This window comes from Chromobacterium sp. IRSSSOUMB001, from assembly GCF_023507765.1.
In the GTDB taxonomy this organism is placed as follows: Bacteria; Pseudomonadota; Gammaproteobacteria; order Burkholderiales; family Chromobacteriaceae; genus Chromobacterium; species Chromobacterium haemolyticum.
Genome location: NZ_JALCYU010000010.1, coordinates 183,989 through 201,168, shown reverse-complemented (window position 1 = coordinate 201,168; position 17,180 = coordinate 183,989). Strand labels below are relative to the sequence as shown.

The window sequence follows — 17,180 nt, the reverse complement described above, 5'->3', positions numbered from 1 at the left end:
TGTTGGCTGTCAATGCAGGGACGGCAAGGATGAAAAAAAACCGCCCCGCGGACCAGGCCGGCGGGGCGGGGGATGAAGCCGTTGAGTCGCTGGCTTAGAGCTTGAAGGCCAGCGTGGTCTGCTGCAGCCGCTCCGCCACCACCGCCAGTTCGCGGGTGGCTTGAGAGAACACATCCACTGCAATGCCGTTTTCCTTGGACATCTGGGCGATGGCTTCCACGCGGGTGGCCAGTTCGGTGCTGGCCTGACGCTGTTCCTGCATCGCCATGGCGATGTCGCTGATGGCGCCTACCACGCCTTCCGCGCTTTCTTCCACCGAGCTGATGGTGGTGGATACGTGTTCCGAGGATTCCACTACTTGGCTGACGATGTGGCGGCTGCTGCGCATGCTGTCCACCGCCTCCTTGGCCCCGGCCTGGATCTTGGCGATCATCTGGGTGATTTCGGTGGCGGAGCCGGTGGTGCGCTCGGCCAGCTTGCGCACTTCGTCGGCCACCACGGCGAAACCGCGGCCCTGTTCGCCAGCGCGCGCGGCCTCAATGGCGGCGTTGAGCGCCAGCAGGTTGGTCTGATCGGCCACTTCCTTGATGACGGTGGCGATGCTGCTGATCATCTGCGCCTGCTCGGACAAGGATTCCAGGTTGTTGGCGGAGGCGGCCACGCTGTCGTTGACCTTGCGCACCTGATGGGTGGAGTCCTGAACTTCTTTGTTGCCTATCTTGGCCTGGCTGCCGGCTGCGCTGGCTTGGGAGTCCGCCAGCGAGGCATTGTTGGAGCATTGGTCGATGCTGACGGTCAGTTCTTCGATCGACGCGGCGGCGCTGGAGGTGGCGTTGACCTGCTGGCCGATGCTGGCGCTGACTTGTTCGGTGGAGGCGGCCAGTTCCTCGGCGGTGGCGGCCACGCTGGAGGCGGAGTTGATGATGTCGCCCACGGTGACGCGCAGTTTTTTCTGGGTGTCGGACAGCGATTGCATCATCTGGGCCACTTCGTCCTTGCCCTGTACTTCGATCTCGCCGGTCAGGTCGCCGCTGCCCAGCTGGAACAGCGCCGCCATGCCTTTTTTCAGGCTGCCGACGATGCCGTTTTGAATCATCACGCCCAAGGCCAGCAGCACGATCACGGCGGCGGCTAGTACGACCATGACGGTGTTGCGCGCGCGTTCATATTTGGCCGCGGCGTCTTTCAAGGCCTGGTCGGCCACTTTGATGTTGATGTCGACGATCTGGCTCATGATGTCGTCGGCAATCTGGAATTTGGGCCGGCATTCGGTACGCATCACTTCCAGCGCCTTCTTGTTATTGACGCCGTCGCCGGTATCGGCGTAACTGAGGTCGCGCGCTTTTTTACAGGCTTCCTCCATGGCCGGCCAGGCGGCGTCAAAACGTTTGAGCGCTTCTACTTCCGGCGGGGTGAGTACGGTTTTGCGATAGAGGTCCATCAGCCGGTTCATTTCCGCCAAGAATTTGGCGCGGTTGGCCGAGCCTTGGTCCTTGCGCTTTTTGTCGGGTTCGGAGATGAAGCGATAGTCGGAGCGGCTGATGTAGATGGCGTTCTGGTTGGCCACCGCCACCCAGTAGACGGACATCAATAAATTGTCGTGCATATCGGCAGTGAGGTCGTTCATATCCGACGTGCTTCTGACGCCCACTCCCCCAATAATCACGCTGGCCAGCACGCCAAGCACGATCAGCCCAAAGATCTTGACCTTGATGCTGAACTGCGCAAGAAAGTTTCCCATCGCTCGCTCCCTAAACTTCCGCCGATAACCACACATTGTTTTCTAGCTACTGTTATAAGTGTGTAGTGCAGCTGTATTCATCTTGCAATGCTGGATGTTGGATATTTTGCAGTCATGCAATACGTATTAGGAGAATGATTTTCAGTTACAGGCATCCGCGGGCGTGAAGATTGAAATTACGCCGTCAGCGCTTATCTTTGAAACTGAGGCGGCGGACAATGGCGCGGGGAACGGGGCTTGCGGCCGGTGGTCTGAGTTAGCTTATTCACGATCTGCTGCGCTGCGGCGATACGGCGTTAAAAACAAGCTCAAAATGCTCATGTACCACGTGTACATTCCGCTTTTTCGCTCGTTTTCGCCTTGTCTCGCTCTGGCTCGCGAGATCGTGAACAGACTCTTAAGAAGCGGCGGGCCGAGCGTCCGCCCGATAAAGAAGCATATCGTATGAAAGCCATTACCGTAGCCACTTACAACATCCACAAGGGCATGTCGCCGCTGAACCGCCATGTGCGGCTGGGCGATATGGCTTCCGCGCTGGAGTCCATAGACGCCGATGTGCTGTTCTTGCAGGAGGTGCAAGGCAAGAACATTGAGCGCGCCTTGCAGCACGCCAGCTGGCCCAAGCTGCCGCAGCATCATTTCCTGGCGCGCCGGCTGGATCACAAGGCGGCTTACGGCCTGAACGCGGCGTATGAGCACGGCCATCACGGCAATGCCCTGCTGACGCGTTTCCCCATCAATACCTGGTGCAACCGCGATATTTCGGTCAACCGCTTCGAAAGCCGCGGCCTGCTGCATTGCCAACTGACGCCTGCGGGTTGGAAGCGGCCGGTGGTGACGCTGTGCGGCCATTTCAATTTGCTGGCGCGAGACCGGCGCAAGCAGTTCCTGGACCTGGCGCGTTATGTGCGCGAGAACGTGCCGGAGGATGCGCCGCTGATTTTGGCCGGCGATTTCAACGATTGGCGTGAGGAAGCCTCCGACCACCTGATGGACAGCTTGGGCTTGGTGGAGGTGTTCGATCAGTTGTTTGGCCGCCATGCGCGCAGCTTTCCGGCGCGGATGCCGATGCTGCCCTTGGACCGGATTTATGTGCGCGGGCTGAAGCCCTTGGGGGCGGAGGTGCTGAAGGGCGCGCCGTGGTCGCGCTTGTCCGATCATTTGCCGCTGTCCGCCAGCCTGGTACCGGTTTGATCATCGGCTCACGATCTGCCGCGCGTCCAGAGACGATATCCAACAAGAAGGGCTCCGCATTGCGGAGCCCTGTTGCTTTGCGTAGGGCCGGGTTCAAAGGTGGAAGCGTTCCACTACGTTTTTGAGCTTGCTGGCGTGGTCGTTCAGTTCGCTGAGGGTGGCGCTGGCGCCTTGGGCCACTTCCGAGGTGCTGCGGGTCATGCCGTTGATGTGTTCGGTGGTGTGGGCGATGTTGCCGACGGCGGTGGATTGCTCGCGGGTGGCGTGGGTGATCTGGGTAAAGGTATCCACCACTTGCCGCATCAGGCCGCCGATGTTTTCGATCTCGCTGGCCGCGCCCTGGGCCAGGTCCACGCTCTGGTCCACGGTGGTGCGGGCCTGCTGCATGCTGGCGACGGTGCCGGCGGTTTGCTGGCGCATGCCTTGGGTCATATTGGTGATTTCGGTGGTGGCCTGGGCGGTGCGTTCGGCCAGCTTGCGCACTTCGTCCGCCACCACGGCGAAGCCGCGGCCCATTTCCCCGGCGCGTGCGGCTTCGATGGCGGCGTTGAGCGCCAGCAGGTTGGTTTGATCGGCGATGTCTTTGATCACGTTGACGATGGAGCTGATTTCCTCGGAGCGGTTGCCCAGCGAATGCAGGGTGTCGCTGAGGGTGGACATGGCCTGGGAGAGTTTGCCCACTTCGGCGGACACTTGGTGTACGGCCTGGCGCCCGCGTTCGGCGCTGCTGTTGGCCTGGGAGATGATGGCGTTGGCGTCGGCGGTGGTGTCGGCCACATGGGTGACGCTGACGGTGATCTGCTCAATGGTGGCGGCGCTGGAGCTGATGGCTTGGTTGACCTGGTCCGCGTCTTCGCTGATCCGGCTGGTGGTTTGGTGAAGAGAGCCGACGGCGCTGACTAGTTCCCCGGCGTTGTTGTTGACTTCGCCTATCAGCCGGCGCAGCCGCTGGTTCATGACGCCGATTTGCCCCAGCGCGCTGGCTTCCGGCGCTTTGGGCACATCCACCGCCAGGTTGCCGGAGGCGATTTCTTGCAGCACGCCTTCGATATCGGTGACGGAGCCGCCCAGCTGGGTATGGATCTGGCGGCGGCCCAGCAGGATCAGCAGCAGGATTTCGCCCACCAGCAGCACGATGGCGGTGAGGAACTGCAGCTGGGCGTTGGACAGCCTGTCCTTGGCCTGCGCCAGCGCGGCGTTGGTGCGTTGATCCAGCAGCACGAAGAAGTCGTCGATGGGCTTCATGATCTGGGCTTTGAACTGGTGGTATTCCTTGCTGTGCACCAGTTTGCGCGCCAGTTCCATGTCCGGCTGACCGCTGACGGTGTATTGGCCCTGGGCGTCGGCGAACTTGCCTTTGACCGCGTTCATCGCCCGCACTTCCAGTTTGACCAGGCCGTCGGAGTTGGCTTGAGCTTCTTTGAGCTTGGCGAACTCGGCGTCGGTGAAACCGGCTTGTTGCATCAGGGTTTGCAAGGGCACGGTTTCGCTGTCCGGCCGGGGTTTTTCCTGGCCGGCGGCGACGAAGTCCCAGTAAATGCGGTTGTACTCCTGCGGGCGCGGCGCCTTGCCGTTGCGGATGTCCAGCACGCGGTTGTATTGCTGCTCATAGCCGGGGTCGCCGGTGACGACGTAGGTGCGGCCCAGCCGGGTGAGGTCGTCCGAGCTTTGTCGCAGCTCGGAGGCCAGCAGGTAGGAGTGGTAGCGGCTTTCGCTGGCGGCGCTCATCACGTCCACCGCCTGGCGCATGGAAACGAAGGTGTAGATCACGCCGATGAAGGTGAGCGCGATGAGAAGCAGCAGGCCGGTGATGGCCTGGTTGGCGCGTAGGTTTTTCATGTGGAGATGTCCTCACAGTGCAGCTGAACGATGTGGTGGTGGCCGGTCAATGTCGGGGTCCATGGCCCGCGTGGACGCGGCCGGCGGCGCTGGTTTCTCCTCCTTGGGGAGCGGGGGCGGCGGCGTGGAAGCGCCGCATCTGGGCGTGCACTTGGTCCGCATGGCCGCGGCTATCCGCCGAGATGGCGGCGAGTTCTTCCACCAGGCTGGCGTTTTGCTGGGTGGCGGCGCTCAGTTGCTGGATGGTGGCGTTGATTTGGCCTACGCCTTGCGCTTGCTCATTGGCGGCGATGGCGATTTCCCGGATCAGGCTGGCGGTTTTGCCGCTGGAGGCGACGATGGCGGCGAGTTGCGCGCCGGCCTGGCCGGCAAGCTGGACTCCGCTGGCGGTCATGCCGCTGATTTCCCGGGCGGCCACCTGGCTGCGCTCCGCCAGCTTGCGCACTTCCTGGGCCACGACGGTGAAGCCGTTGCCTTGCGCGCCGGCGCGGGCGGCTTCGATGGCGGCGTTGAGCGCCAGCAGGTTGGTTTGATAGGCGATGTCGTCGATCACCGAGATGTGCTCGGCGATGCGCTCCATGCTGCGCACGGTGTGGTCGACGATTTCGCCGCCCTGGCGCGCGTCGTCCGCGGCCTGGGCCGCCATGGTTTCCGTGAGCGTGGCGTTGTGGCTGCTTTGGTTGATGGCGGAGGAGATCTGTTCCAGCGAGCAAGCGGCCTCGGCCAGACCGGCCGCCTGTTCGCTGGTATTGAGGGAGAGTTGCTGGGAGCTGTGGCTGATCTGAGCCGACATCATCGACAGATGGCCGGCGCCGCGCTGGGAGTCCGCTATCGCACGGCTCAGCGTGGTGACGGTCTGGAGTATGGCCTCCGCCAAGCTGTCCGCCGGGTAGCCGCCCGGCGGAGCGGCGGCGGCTAGATCGCCGGCGGCCACCGCCCGCATCAGTTGGGTGACGCGCAGCGGTTCGTCGCCCAGCATGGCGAACAGGCGGCGGTAGATGGTCCAGAACATGAGCAGGCCCAGCGCGCAGCAGGCCAGCATCAGCCCGATGACGATGGCCAGCCATAAGCCGGCCTGGGTTTGAGCCTGGGAGACGGCCTGGTTGGTGCGCTGCTCCATCAACTGATAGAACGCGTCCACCGGCTGCATGATGGCGGCCTTGTCCTGATGGTATTGACGGTCGTGCAGGATGCGCCGGGCCAGCTCGGGATCGGGCGGCCCTTGCCGGGAGAAGCCGCCCTGGCCGTCGGCGAAGCGGCCCTTCATCGCGTTCATGGCCACGGTTTCGGTGTTCACCAACCGGTCGGAATTGGCCTGAGCTTCCTTGAGTTTGGCGAATTCGGCGTCGGTGAAGCCGGCCTGCCGCATCAGTTGTTGCAGCGGGACGGCTTGGCCGTCCGGTTGCGGCTTGTTGTCGTCAGCGGCCATGAAGTCCCAATAAATGCGGTTGTAGTGCTGAGGGCGCGGTAGTTGGCCGTTGCGGATGGCCAGCACGGCCCAGTATTGCCGTTCATAGCGCGGGTCCGCGGTTTCCGCGTAGGTGCGAACCAGACGGGTGAGATCGTCCGAGCTTTGCCGCAGCTCGTTGGCGAGGAGATAGCTTTGATTGCGTTGCGATTCCGCTTGGGCTTGCAGGCCCAATTCATGCCGCAGGCGCAGGGTGCAGAGCAGGAGCAGCAGCAAGAGCAGGGCGAAGACGCCGGCGCTGGCTGTCAGCAGGGATTTGATGCTCAGTTTCATAGGCCTCCCGCCATGCTGCATTTGCCGTGTCCGCGCCGCCGCGCGCCAGGCCTGGTTACTGTTTTTTATAAAACAATCTGTTTCTTGACTACTTTTAGTGTTGACACTTAAGTAAAAACATTGAGTTAACACCCGCTTGGCGTTTGGTCTGGGGGCGGAATGACCTTGCATGTCGAAATCGGCGAGGGTTGGGCCAAGGCCAGCCTGAGCGGCGAATTGAGCATTTACACGGCGGAGCAGCTGAAAAGCGATCTGTTGCCGTTGCTGGCGCACGAGGCGGTGTCGCTGAGCTTTGCCGGGGTGACGGAAGTGGACGGCTGCGCCTTGCAGTTGCTGCTGGCGTTTGGGCGGCAGCTGAGGCAACTGGAGCTGCTGGCGGACAACCCCTTGGTCAGCGAGGCGTTTCAGTTGCTGGGCGTGGCCTTGGCCGCGCCGCCGGCGGGAGGCGAGGATGGACTGGAGTAAGGCCAGGGCGATTTTCCTGGAGGAATCCCGCGAGCTGTGCGACGCGCTGGAAGGCGCGCTGCTGGACCCGGCGGCGTTTCCCGCCGACGCCGAAACCTTCAACCTGCTGCTGCGCACCGCGCACACCATCAAGGGTTCCGCCGGCACTTTCGGTTTCGACGCGCTGGTGGCTTTCGCCCATGCGATGGAGAGCGTGCTGGAACGGCTGCGTCGCGGCAAGCTTGCGTTGGGCGAGGACTTGGTCAGCCTGCTATTGAGCTGCAACGATCATTTACGACGAATGCTGGAGGCGGTGGAGGCCTCCGCGCTGGATGCGGAACCGGTTTGGCCGGACGGGGCCCCGCTGCTACAGCGTTTGCAATTGTTCTTGTTGGACGGGGCGGCCTGCGCGGTGGCAGGCGAAGACGCGCTGGACGCCGCCGCCACGCCGCTATGGCAATTGTCGCTGCGTTTTTATCCCGATTTGTTCCGAGACGGCTTTGATCCGCTGTCCTGTCTGCGCTTTCTCAGCCAGTTGGGCGCGCTGCGCGAGGTGGAGTTGGTCTGGCCGCCGCTGCCGGCCTTCGCCGAGTTGGAGCCGACGGATTGTTTCATCGGCCTGGAGTTGAGCCTGGAGTCCAAGGCCAGCCTTGAGCAGGTTTGCGATGCTTTCGAGTTTGTGGCCGAGGGCAGCTTGCTGGGCATTCTGCCGCCTCACGCGCCGCTGGCGGCGTTCCGCTCGCTGGCGGAGCGCTTGGGCGATTCGATAGAGCCGCAGCTGTCGCGCTGGATGGCGCGAGGGGCCTTGACGGCGGCGGAGGCGGAGTGGGTGCGCGAGGCGCCCTGGCTGGCGCGGCCGGAGAGCGAGGCGCGCGGCGAACCAGGAGCGGCGGCGGGCAGGGCGGGCCGCGGCGACAGTCACTATATCCGGGTGGAGGCCGGCAAGCTTGACCGGCTGATCAACCGGGTGGGCGAGCTGGTAATCGCGTCCGCCGGCACCAAGCTGATTGCGCAGAGCCGCTGCGACGCCGAGCTGTTGGAGTCCGTGGCCATCATCAACACGCTGGTGGAAAGCATACGCGACGACGCGCTGACTTTGCGCATGGTGCCGGTGGATGAGGTGTTCTGCCGTTTCCCGCGCATGGTGCGGGAGGTGTCGCGGCAATTGGGTAAATCCATACAGCTGACGATTCAAGGCGCGGACACCGAGATCGACAAATCCATGGTGGAACGCTTGACCGATCCGCTGATGCACTTGGTTCGCAACGCGGTGGATCATGGGCTGGAGACGGCGGCGGAGCGGCGGGAGGCGGGCAAGCCAGAAACGGGGAAGGTGACGTTGAACGCTTTTCACGACGCCGGTTCGGTGGTGGTGGAGATTCAGGACGACGGCCGCGGCATAGACCGCGGCAAGGTGCTGGCCAAGGCGCTGGAGCGTGGTTTGCTGAGCGAGGGCCGCCAGTTGAGCGAGCAGGAAACCCTGCAGCTGATTTTCCTGCCCGGCTTTTCCACCGCACACGCTTTGAGCGATCTGTCCGGCCGCGGCATGGGTCTGGACGTGGTGAAGCGCAATATCGAGCTCTTGCGCGGCGAGATCGAAATCTTTTCCCTGCCGGGCCAGGGTACGACGTTCCGGCTGCGGCTGCCTCTGACGCTGGCCATCATCGATGGCTTCCGGGTGGAGGTGAACGATTCGTCGCTGGTGATGCCGCTGGACATGATGATCGAGTGCGTGGACATGCCGGAGGAGGCCATGCGGCAGAACGCGCGTCAGATCAATGTGCGCGGCGATTGGCTGCCGTTCGTGTCCTTGCGCGAGCTGTTCAATCTGCCGCCGGCCGCGCAGCCGGAGTACGTGGTGATTGTGCATTACGGGGAAAACCGCGCCGGCGTGGTGGTGGACCGTTTGATGGGAGAAGTGCAGGCGGTGATCAAACCCTTGGGCGAGATTTTCCGATCGCTGCGCGGCATCAGCGGCTCCACTATTCTGGGCAACGGCAAGCCGGCGCTAGTGTTGGATATTCCACAGTTGATTCACCACGCCTGCCGCCGTGAGCGGAGGCGGATTCGCCAATCCAGCGAGGCTCAGGCGAACGATGTCATTTAGCGCGCCTGTGCGCGCCGGGAGGTAGCCATGCAGTGGTTTCACAATGCGCAGGTCAAGACCAAGCTGGGTCTTTCGTTTGGCGTGGTGCTGTGCTTTTTGCTGGCGCTGGGCTTTGTCAGTTACTCCGCCACCGAGCGCATCACCGCGGTGATGGTGAATCTGTTCGATAATCAGCTGACGCCGATAAAGGATATCGGCAACGCGGCGCGCTACGCCATGGCGAGCAACCGCTCTTTGTACCGCTATATCGCCGAGAGCGACACTAAAATGATGGACGCGGTGGACCTGGAGATGGCGGGCTTTGACAAGAGCATGAACGCCAGCCTGGACACTTACCGCAAGACGGACCTGACGCCGCCGGAGGTGGACGCGCTGCGTCGCTTCGACGCCGCCTGGGCCCTTTATCAGCCTTACGCCACCGAAGTGAAACGCTTGTCCTACACCGACCGCGGCGACGGCGAGAACAACAAGCTGGCGCTGAAGCTGATGGCGGAGAAGGGCTGGCCAGCCTTTCAGGCCGTAGACGCGGTGCTGACCGAACTGGTGAACCTGAACGCCAAGCTGGCCGACAACTCGTTGGTGGAAACCAAGGTCATCAGCACGGACGCTTTGCGGATGTTGGTGGGCATCGCGGTGGCGGCGATATTGTTGAGCATCGCGTTGGGGGTGATGGTGACGCGCAGCCTGCTCAAGCAACTGGGCGGGGACCCGTCCTATACGGTGCAGGTGGTGAGCCGGGTGGCGGCAGGGGATTTGTCCGTGCCGGTGAAGCTGCATCCGGACGATAACTCCAGCCTGTTGTATTCGATCAAGTCCATGGCGCACCGTTTGTCAGAGACGCTGTCCGAGGTCAGCGCGATGTCGGAGGCGATAGGCTCGGCGTCCGAGGAGGTGTCGTCCACCGCCAATTCCCTGGCGCAAACCTCGTCCGAGCTGTCGTCCAGCATTGAGCAGACCAGCGCCTCGGTGGAGGAGATGGCGGCCACGGTGACGCAGAACGCGGACAATGCGCGCGTAACCGAGGGCATTGCGTCCAAGTCCGCGTCCAGCGCAACTCAGGGCGGCAGCGCGGTCAGCGATATGGTGCACGCGATGAAGGAGATCGCGTCGCGGATCACGGTGATCAACGATATCGCCAACAAGACGGATTTGTTGGCCATCAACGCGGCGATCGAGGCGGCGCGCGCCGGCGAGCACGGCAAAGGTTTTGCCACGGTGGCGGTGGAGGTGAGAAAGCTGGCGGAGCGCAGCCAGGTGGCGGCCAGGGAGATAGGCGATCTGGCCAGCCGTTCCGTGAGCGTGGCCGAGAAGGCCGGCACGCTATTGCAAGAGATGCTGCCCGGCATAGATCAGACCGCCAGCCTGGTGCAGGAGATTTCCGCCGCCTCGCGCGAGCAGCGCTCCGGCATTGATCAGATCAACAGCGCGGTGACGCAGATCAGCAGCGGCATGCAGTCCTCGGCCACTTCGGCCGAGGAGCTAAGCTCCACCTCCGAGGAGTTGAGCTCCGCGGCGATGCAGTTGCAGGAGCTGATGCAGCAGTTCAAGCTGCGCAATACCCGCGGACGCAAGTCCCGCATGGTGCACATAGGGCACTTGCACGCCGGCAAGGCCGCGCCGCCGCCGCCGATGGAAGACGATGACGACATGGACCTGAGCGTGGACGAGGACAAGTTCTCCAAGTATTGAGAGGAGCGCGGCGATGAGAAACAGCGAACAGCCGGCCGGCCAGGACGGTGGCGGCCAGAAATTCCATTGCGTCACTTTCATTCTGGGCGAGGATTTGTTCGGCATTCAGATCAACTTCATCCGGGAGATCATCGAGTTCGACGGCATCACCGAGGTGCCGATGATGCCCAATTTCGTGCGCGGCATCATCAATCTGCGCGGCGCGGTGGTGCCGGTGATCGATTTGTCGGTGCGCTTCGGCCGCGGCCAGACCGCTTTGAAGGCGTCCACCTGCGTGGCCATTCTTTCGCTGCCGGGGCTGGAGGGCGGTTACGCGGACATCGGCATCTTGCTGGATTCGGTGTGCGAGGTGCTGGAGATCCCGCAAAGCGAGATCGACCCCTCGCCCAGTTTCGGCTCCAATATCCGCAGCGACTTCATCCAGGGCATCGCCACCATCAATCAGCGCTTCGCCATTTTGCTGAATGTGCGCCAGGCGCTGTCGGTGTCCGAGCTCAGCGAGATGGCGGAGGCGGTGACTCAGCAGTTTCTGAGCGACGACATCGAGGCGCTATAGATGCTTGCCCTGGAGGAGTCGCTGGCCGCCACGCCCTTGCTGACGGATGGGGAGTTTTTCCAGTTGCGCCGCTTTATCTACCAGACCGCCGGCATTTCCATGCCCGTGAGCAAGCGCTCGCTGATTCAGTCGCGGCTGGCCAAGCGTATTCGCCATTTGCGCCTGAACAGCTACGCGGCTTACTGGCGCTTGATTTCGGACCCGGCCAACGAGGCGGAGCGGCAGTACGCGATCAATCTGTTGTCCACCAACGAAACCTATTTTTTCCGTGAGCCGGAACATTTTTTCTGGCTGCGGCAAAAAGCGGCGCGCTTGCAGGGCAAGGGCGAGTTTCGGGTGTGGTCCGCGGCTTGTTCCACCGGGGAGGAGCCGTACACAGTGGCGATGATTCTGGCCGAGGCGCTGGGCTTGCAGGGCAATTGGCGGGTGTACGCCACCGACATCAACACCCGGGTCACACACCTGGCCCGGCGCGCGGTCTACACGGTGGAGCGCGCGCGCAAGACCCCGCCGGAACTGTGGCGGCGTTATTTCCTGCGAGGCCGCGACGAGTACGCAGGCATGGTGAGGGTGGCGCCGGAGTTGGCGAAGAAGGTGAACTTTTCCAATCTGAACCTGCTGCACGCTTCCCACTTCGCCCATAGCCATTTCGATGTGATTTTCCTGCGCAATGTGCTGATTTACTTCGACGAGGCCACCAAGCTGCGAGTCCTGCTGTCGTTATGCGACAAACTCCGGCAGGGCGGGCATTTGATCATCGGACATTCGGAATCCATCCGGCACCTGGCGCTGCCTCTGGCGCAAGAGGCGCCGTCGCGTTATCGACTGGACTCCCATCTTGCGAGCGGACGAATCGATGAGCATCAGTGTTCTGATAGTTGACGACTCCGCGGTGGCGCGCGAGATGCTGAGCCAAATGCTGGCCACCGCGCCGGACATCAAGCTGCTGGGCGCGTCGCCGGATCCCATTTACGCGATGAATCGGATGAAAATCCGCTGGCCGGACGTGATCATTCTGGATCTGGCGATGCCGCGAATGGATGGGTTGACCTTTTTGCGTCAGGTGATGGCGGAGCGTCCCACGCCGGTAGTTGTTTGCTCGGCCTTGACCACCGAGGGCGCGCGGGTGTCGCTGGAGGCGATGAGCGCCGGCGCGGTGTCCGTGTTGCTCAAGCCGCTGGTCAACGCGAAGACGAATTTCGCCGAGAACGCCAAACGGCTGGTGGAGGAGGTGTACGCGGCTGCGGGGGTGAGGGTGGAAGCGTTGAAGCAAGCGGCGCCGTCCGGTTATCCAGCGCCCAAGCTGACCGCCGACGCCATCCTGGACGCGCCGCCGGAGCGCCGCCGGCCGGCCCAGAGCACGGAGCGCGTCATCGCGCTGGGCGCTTCCACCGGCGGCACCCAGGCGCTGGAGTTCCTGCTGCAACGCTTGCCGCCGCACTGCCCGGGCATGGCGGTGGTGCAGCATATGCCGGAGGGCTTCACGTCCATCTTCGCCAGCCGCCTCAACCAACTGGCCCAGGTGGAGGTGAGGGAGGCGAGGAACGGCGACGTGGTCAGCGCCGGCACGGTGTTGATTGCGCCGGGAGGCCAGCATTTGTTGCTGCACCGCCGGCAGAAGCAGTTTGTGGCCGAGGTCAAGGGCGGGCCGCCAGTGTCGCGGCACCGGCCGTCGGTGGACGTGCTGTTTCGTTCGGTGGCGGTGAGCGCAGGGGCGAATGCGGTGGGGGTGATTCTTACCGGCATGGGGGACGACGGCGCGCGCGGCATGCGCGAGATGCATGACGCCGGCGCGCGCACGCTGGCGCAGGACGAGGCCTCTTGCGTGGTGTTCGGCATGCCGCAGGCGGCCATCGCCCGCGGCGGGGTGGACGAGGTGATGTCCTTGGAGCGGTTGGCGAGGTTGTTGCAGGGTTTGCGCGCCTGAGAACCCGTGAGGCTATTTGCCACCCGCCGGGCGGCTGGGATACGCAGGGCCTGAAGATAGATACAGCGACGATAGGTGTTTTTACGTAAACGCCATTGCTTGCTGGGGCTTATTTGTAAAATATCCTTTAAAAACAAAGCGGAGCTGGGTCGCTTTATCTGGAGAAAAAGCGATTATGCACTTGCTATGTGCAAACTACCAAAGCCAGCCGCATTGATTCGCGTTTAATTGGCGTTATCATCACTTTCCATATTCAGCGCTCGCCGCCGCAACGGGCTGCCTGTCCTTGCGTCGCCGCCTGTCTATCTTTCCCCGCTCGCTCCGCATCACTTTGCGGCGTCGTCATCGCCTCTTGTCGATTACTGAATGATCCACTGCCTGGACTTGCGGCGCCGGTCCGGCGCGTCCCGGATGCACCGCCGGCGGGGAGTTGTTTTTGGAATGAATGTCGAGGGAATGCATCCGTATGAGTGTCTTGAACAAGGACTGGGGCTTGCGGGCCAAACTATCCGCCGCTTTTACTTTGGTGAGCTTGCTGATTGTGGCGGTTTATTCGATCTACGCCTATCGCAGCACCGTGGACTCCGAAATGAAAGGCGTGGATCAGACCTTGCTGACCGCCGCCTACGCGGCGCGTCAGATGGTGGGCGAGAATTTCCACGATCAATTGCCGGACAGCAATCCCAATAGTCAGGTCACCACCAAGCAACTGACCGATTTTGCGAGGGACAGCGGCTTGGCTTACGCGTATTCCACCATTCAGCGCGGCGGCCGGGTGCTGTATACCAGTTCTTCCGCCAGCCCGAACGAGGTGAAGTCCGGCCAGTACCAACAGTGGTTCCTTGCCGAGTACAAAGATGTGCCTGCCGGCCTGGCCGCGGCCTTCAATAGCGGCAGCGTCCAGTACGAGGAGTACCAGGGCGAGTTCGGCCTGTTCCGTTCGGTGTTCGTGCCGTTTACCTCGGCCAGCGGCATGCGCTACGTGGTGGGGGTGGACACCTCCTTGCAAAAAGTGGAGGCCTTGCGCACTCAGGTGTTGTGGCAAAGCGGGGCGGTGGGCCTGGGCCTGTTGCTGATGTCCCAGCTGGTGGCCTTGCTGTTGGCCAATCGCATGGTGCGGCCGGTGAATGAGTTGAACGTGGCCTTGCAACAGCTGGCTGGCGGCGACTGGAACCTGGCGCGCAGCATGCCGGTGCGCAGCCGAGACGAAGTGGGCCGAATCGCGTCTTCGTTCAATACTTTCATGGAGGCGCTGCGTCAGCGCCTGCTGGAGATCCGCGGCGAATCCGACGCGGTGCAGAGCGAGTCCCAGCATATAGATCAACTGGTGGGCGGCGTGGCCGCGCGTTCCGGCCAGCAGGCGGAAGATGTGCGCGGCAGCGCGGCGGCGGTGGAAGAGCTGGCGGTGAGCATCGCCCATGTCTCGGAAATCGCCGAGGACGCGGCCAAGCTGATGTCTTCGTTCGAAGGACAGACCCAGACCACGGTGCAATATATTCAGAACGCGGTGGAGGGCATGCGGACGGTGCAGCAGGAAGTGACCCAGCTGGCCGGCAAACTGGATCAACTGGATTCGCGCACCAATGAGATCAATATGATTGTGGCGGTGATCAAGGATATCGCGGATCAGACTAATCTCTTGGCCTTGAACGCGGCGATCGAGGCGGCGCGGGCCGGTGAACAGGGCCGCGGTTTCGCGGTGGTGGCCGATGAGGTGCGCAAGCTGTCCGAGCGCACGGCCAACGCCACGGTGGAGATCGGTTCGATGATTGATTCCGTGCAGCAGGATTCCGCTTCCGCCATCTCCGGCATGCGCGCGGCGGTGAACCGCGTGGATGCCAGCGTCAATCACGCAGGCGAGGCCCAGGACACCTTGCAGGGCTTCTCGGTTCAGATTCAGGGCGTGTCGCGCGGCATGGGCGATATCTCCGCGGCGGTGCGAGAGCAGGCCAACGCCTCCCAGCACCTGGCCGGCAGCGTGGAGTCGGTCAGCAGCTCGGCCGAGGAAAACCGGCTTGCGGCGGAAGAGGCGCAGCAAGGCGTGGAGAATCTGTTGGAGCGCGGGGTGTCGCTGCGCGGGGTGGTGCAGCAGTTCACGCTATAAGCGCCTGTTCAAAGTCACGATGCGCGCAGTACTGTGTGTACGCAACCGCCCTCGAGGCGGTTTTCTTTTTGCCAAATAAATGACATTGACGTAATGTGGCTTGTCGTCCCAAAGGAAGGAGGCGGGTCATGGAGCGGGAGTTGTCGTTGTCGCATGCCGGCGCGGACCCGGCGCGCGGTCCTTTGATCATCGTGGCCTCCAGCGGCACTGGCGGGGACATGCAGCCCTTCGTCACGCTGGCGCGCGGCTTGAGCGAGCGCGGCCACCGGGTGCGAATGCTGGCGCCGGCCTTGCAGGAGGAAGCTGCGCGGGCGGCCGGCTTGCCGTACTGGCTGTTCGGTAGCATCGAGCGGGAACAGGCGGCGCTGGACAACCCCGATCTATGGCATGAGCGCAAGAGCTGGGGCGTGCTCTGGGGTAGCTTGGTTCCGGATCTGGACGCCTTGCGGGAGCGGGTGAGGGATCTGCCGGCGGATGAGGACTGCGTGGTCTTGTGCCACCCCGTCTTGGTGCCGATGGCGGCGCTGGCGCGAGCAACGCGGCCGAATTTGCGCATTGTGACGGCCTATCTCGCGCCGTCCAATCTGTGCAGCCGCCACGACCTGCTCACCCTGGGCTCGTTGCGGATTCCCGGTTGGTTGCCGCCGGCCGGAGCCGGCCTGTTGTGGTGGGCTCTGCATCGTTGGTTCAACGCTCAGACCTTGCCCGGCCTGAACGCGGCCCGCGTAAAGCGCGGCCTGCCGGCGGAGCCGCATTTTTTCGAGCATATGCTGAGAGCCCCCAACGCCTCGGTGGGCCTGTTTCCCCGTTGGTTCGCCGCCTTGCAGCCGGATTGGCCGCGGCCGTTCTTCGAAGGGGATTTCCTGCTGCCCGCCGCGCAGCAGGGCGCGGGGCTGTCCGCCGAGCTGGAGGCCTTTCTGGCCGCTGGCGATGCGCCCATCGTGTTCACGCCGGGCACTGGGCATCGGCACGCGGCGGCCTTCTTCGGCACCGCGCTGCGGGCTTTGCGGCAGCTGGGCCGGCGCGGGATCTTCATCACGCCGTACGAGGCGCAGTTGCCGCCGGCTTTGCCGGCCAGCGTGCTGTGGCAGGCGCACGCGCCTTTCGCCGCGCTGTTGCCGCGGGTGGCGGCGCTGACGCATCACGGCGGCGTCAGCACCATGGCGGACGCGATGCGCGCCGGAATTCCGCAATTGATCGTGCCTTACGCTTACGATCAGTTCGACAACGGCCAGCGCGCCAAGCGCTTGGGCGTGGCCGAGGTGTTGTTGGCGCAGCGCGTGTCCGCGCGGCGGATGGAACGCGTGCTGGCCCGCTTGCTGAGCGGGCCGGGCGCGGACCGGGCCTGCCGCGAACTGGCCGCGCGCATGGCGGCCGAAGCGGAGCCGACGCGGGCGCTGGACTGCGTGGAGGAGGCCTTGCTGGGGAAACCCGGACGCGCGGCGGAAAAAACCGGCGCCAGGCCGGCCTTGGCGGAGGGGTGACGAGGCTCTACAAGGCGAAACCCGCTGAGAAAGCGGAATGTGCATGCGGTACATGAGCATTTCGAAGCGAGTTTCAACACCGTATCGCCGAAGCGCAGCAAGCTTTATGCGGCTTTCAAAGTCTAGCGAGCTAGAGCGAGACAAGGCGAAACCCGCTGAGAAAGCGGAATGTACATGCGGTACATGAGCATTTCGAAGCGGGTTTCAGCGCCTTTGTCTAAAATCCCGCCGAAGCGCAGCAGGCTTTATGCGGCTTTCAAAGTCTAGCGAGCTAGAGCGAGACAAGGCGAAACCCGTTGAGAAAGCGGAATGTACATGCGGTACATGAGCATTTCGAAGCGAGTTTCAACACCG

General features: G+C 63.1%; 12 protein-coding genes. 9 read left to right on the top strand and 3 right to left on the bottom strand.

Annotation, left to right across the window (positions count from 1 at the left end):
* Window positions 1-94: 94 nt before the first annotated feature.
* On the bottom strand, window positions 95-1,741 hold the full coding sequence (locus MOV80_RS15090) for a methyl-accepting chemotaxis protein (RefSeq protein WP_249605265.1): 1,647 nt from the start codon (window positions 1,739-1,741) through the stop codon (window positions 95-97).
* A 444-nt stretch (window positions 1,742-2,185) separates the two neighbouring features.
* On the opposite strand from MOV80_RS15090, the gene MOV80_RS15085 reads away from it, so the two are divergent.
* Complete coding sequence (locus tag MOV80_RS15085) at window positions 2,186-2,935, top strand: endonuclease/exonuclease/phosphatase family protein (RefSeq protein ID WP_043590664.1); 750 nt, start codon at window positions 2,186-2,188, stop codon at window positions 2,933-2,935.
* Between the two features lie 93 nt (window positions 2,936-3,028).
* Here the strand turns inward: MOV80_RS15085 and MOV80_RS15080 are convergent, their stop codons facing one another.
* Window positions 3,029-4,774 carry a methyl-accepting chemotaxis protein gene (locus MOV80_RS15080; protein WP_019103198.1) on the bottom strand — a complete coding sequence of 582 codons (1,746 nt, stop codon included), beginning with the start codon at window positions 4,772-4,774 and terminating at the stop codon, window positions 3,029-3,031.
* A gap of 46 nt (window positions 4,775-4,820) precedes the next feature.
* Window positions 4,821-6,515 carry a methyl-accepting chemotaxis protein gene (locus tag MOV80_RS15075; protein WP_019103199.1) on the bottom strand — a complete coding sequence of 565 codons (1,695 nt, stop codon included), beginning with the start codon at window positions 6,513-6,515 and terminating at the stop codon, window positions 4,821-4,823.
* Window positions 6,516-6,674: 159 nt separating this feature from the next.
* On the opposite strand from MOV80_RS15075, the gene MOV80_RS15070 reads away from it, so the two are divergent.
* The 8 genes from MOV80_RS15070 (at window position 6,675) to MOV80_RS15035 (ending at window position 16,826) form a co-directional block, all read left to right on the top strand.
* Window positions 6,675-6,980: an STAS domain-containing protein gene (locus MOV80_RS15070; RefSeq protein ID WP_019103200.1), complete on the top strand. Its 306-nt coding sequence runs from the start codon at window positions 6,675-6,677 to the stop codon at window positions 6,978-6,980.
* On the top strand, window positions 6,967-9,066 hold the full coding sequence (locus tag MOV80_RS15065) for a chemotaxis protein CheA (RefSeq protein WP_249605264.1): 2,100 nt from the start codon (window positions 6,967-6,969) through the stop codon (window positions 9,064-9,066). Before MOV80_RS15070 ends, MOV80_RS15065 begins: the two co-directional genes overlap by 14 nt.
* Window positions 9,067-9,093: 27 nt before the next feature.
* Entirely contained in the window at window positions 9,094-10,755 is a 1,662-nt protein-coding gene (locus MOV80_RS15060; RefSeq protein WP_191186753.1) for a methyl-accepting chemotaxis protein, read from the top strand.
* Window positions 10,756-10,768: 13 nt separating this feature from the next.
* Entirely contained in the window at window positions 10,769-11,311 is a 543-nt protein-coding gene (locus MOV80_RS15055) for a chemotaxis protein CheW (protein ID WP_019103203.1), read from the top strand.
* Entirely contained in the window at window positions 11,312-12,193 is an 882-nt protein-coding gene (locus tag MOV80_RS15050) for a protein-glutamate O-methyltransferase CheR (protein ID WP_019103204.1), read from the top strand.
* Window positions 12,168-13,238, top strand: a complete 1,071-nt coding sequence (locus MOV80_RS15045) for a chemotaxis response regulator protein-glutamate methylesterase (protein ID WP_019103205.1) — start codon at window positions 12,168-12,170, stop codon at window positions 13,236-13,238. Before MOV80_RS15050 ends, MOV80_RS15045 begins: the two co-directional genes overlap by 26 nt.
* A gap of 466 nt (window positions 13,239-13,704) precedes the next feature.
* A complete protein-coding gene (locus MOV80_RS15040) occupies window positions 13,705-15,342 on the top strand; it encodes a methyl-accepting chemotaxis protein (RefSeq protein ID WP_081574562.1) in 1,638 nt (545 codons plus the stop codon).
* 128 nt (window positions 15,343-15,470) lie between these two features.
* Entirely contained in the window at window positions 15,471-16,826 is a 1,356-nt protein-coding gene (locus MOV80_RS15035; RefSeq protein ID WP_118267716.1) for a glycosyltransferase, read from the top strand.
* Window positions 16,827-17,180 lie beyond the last annotated feature (354 nt).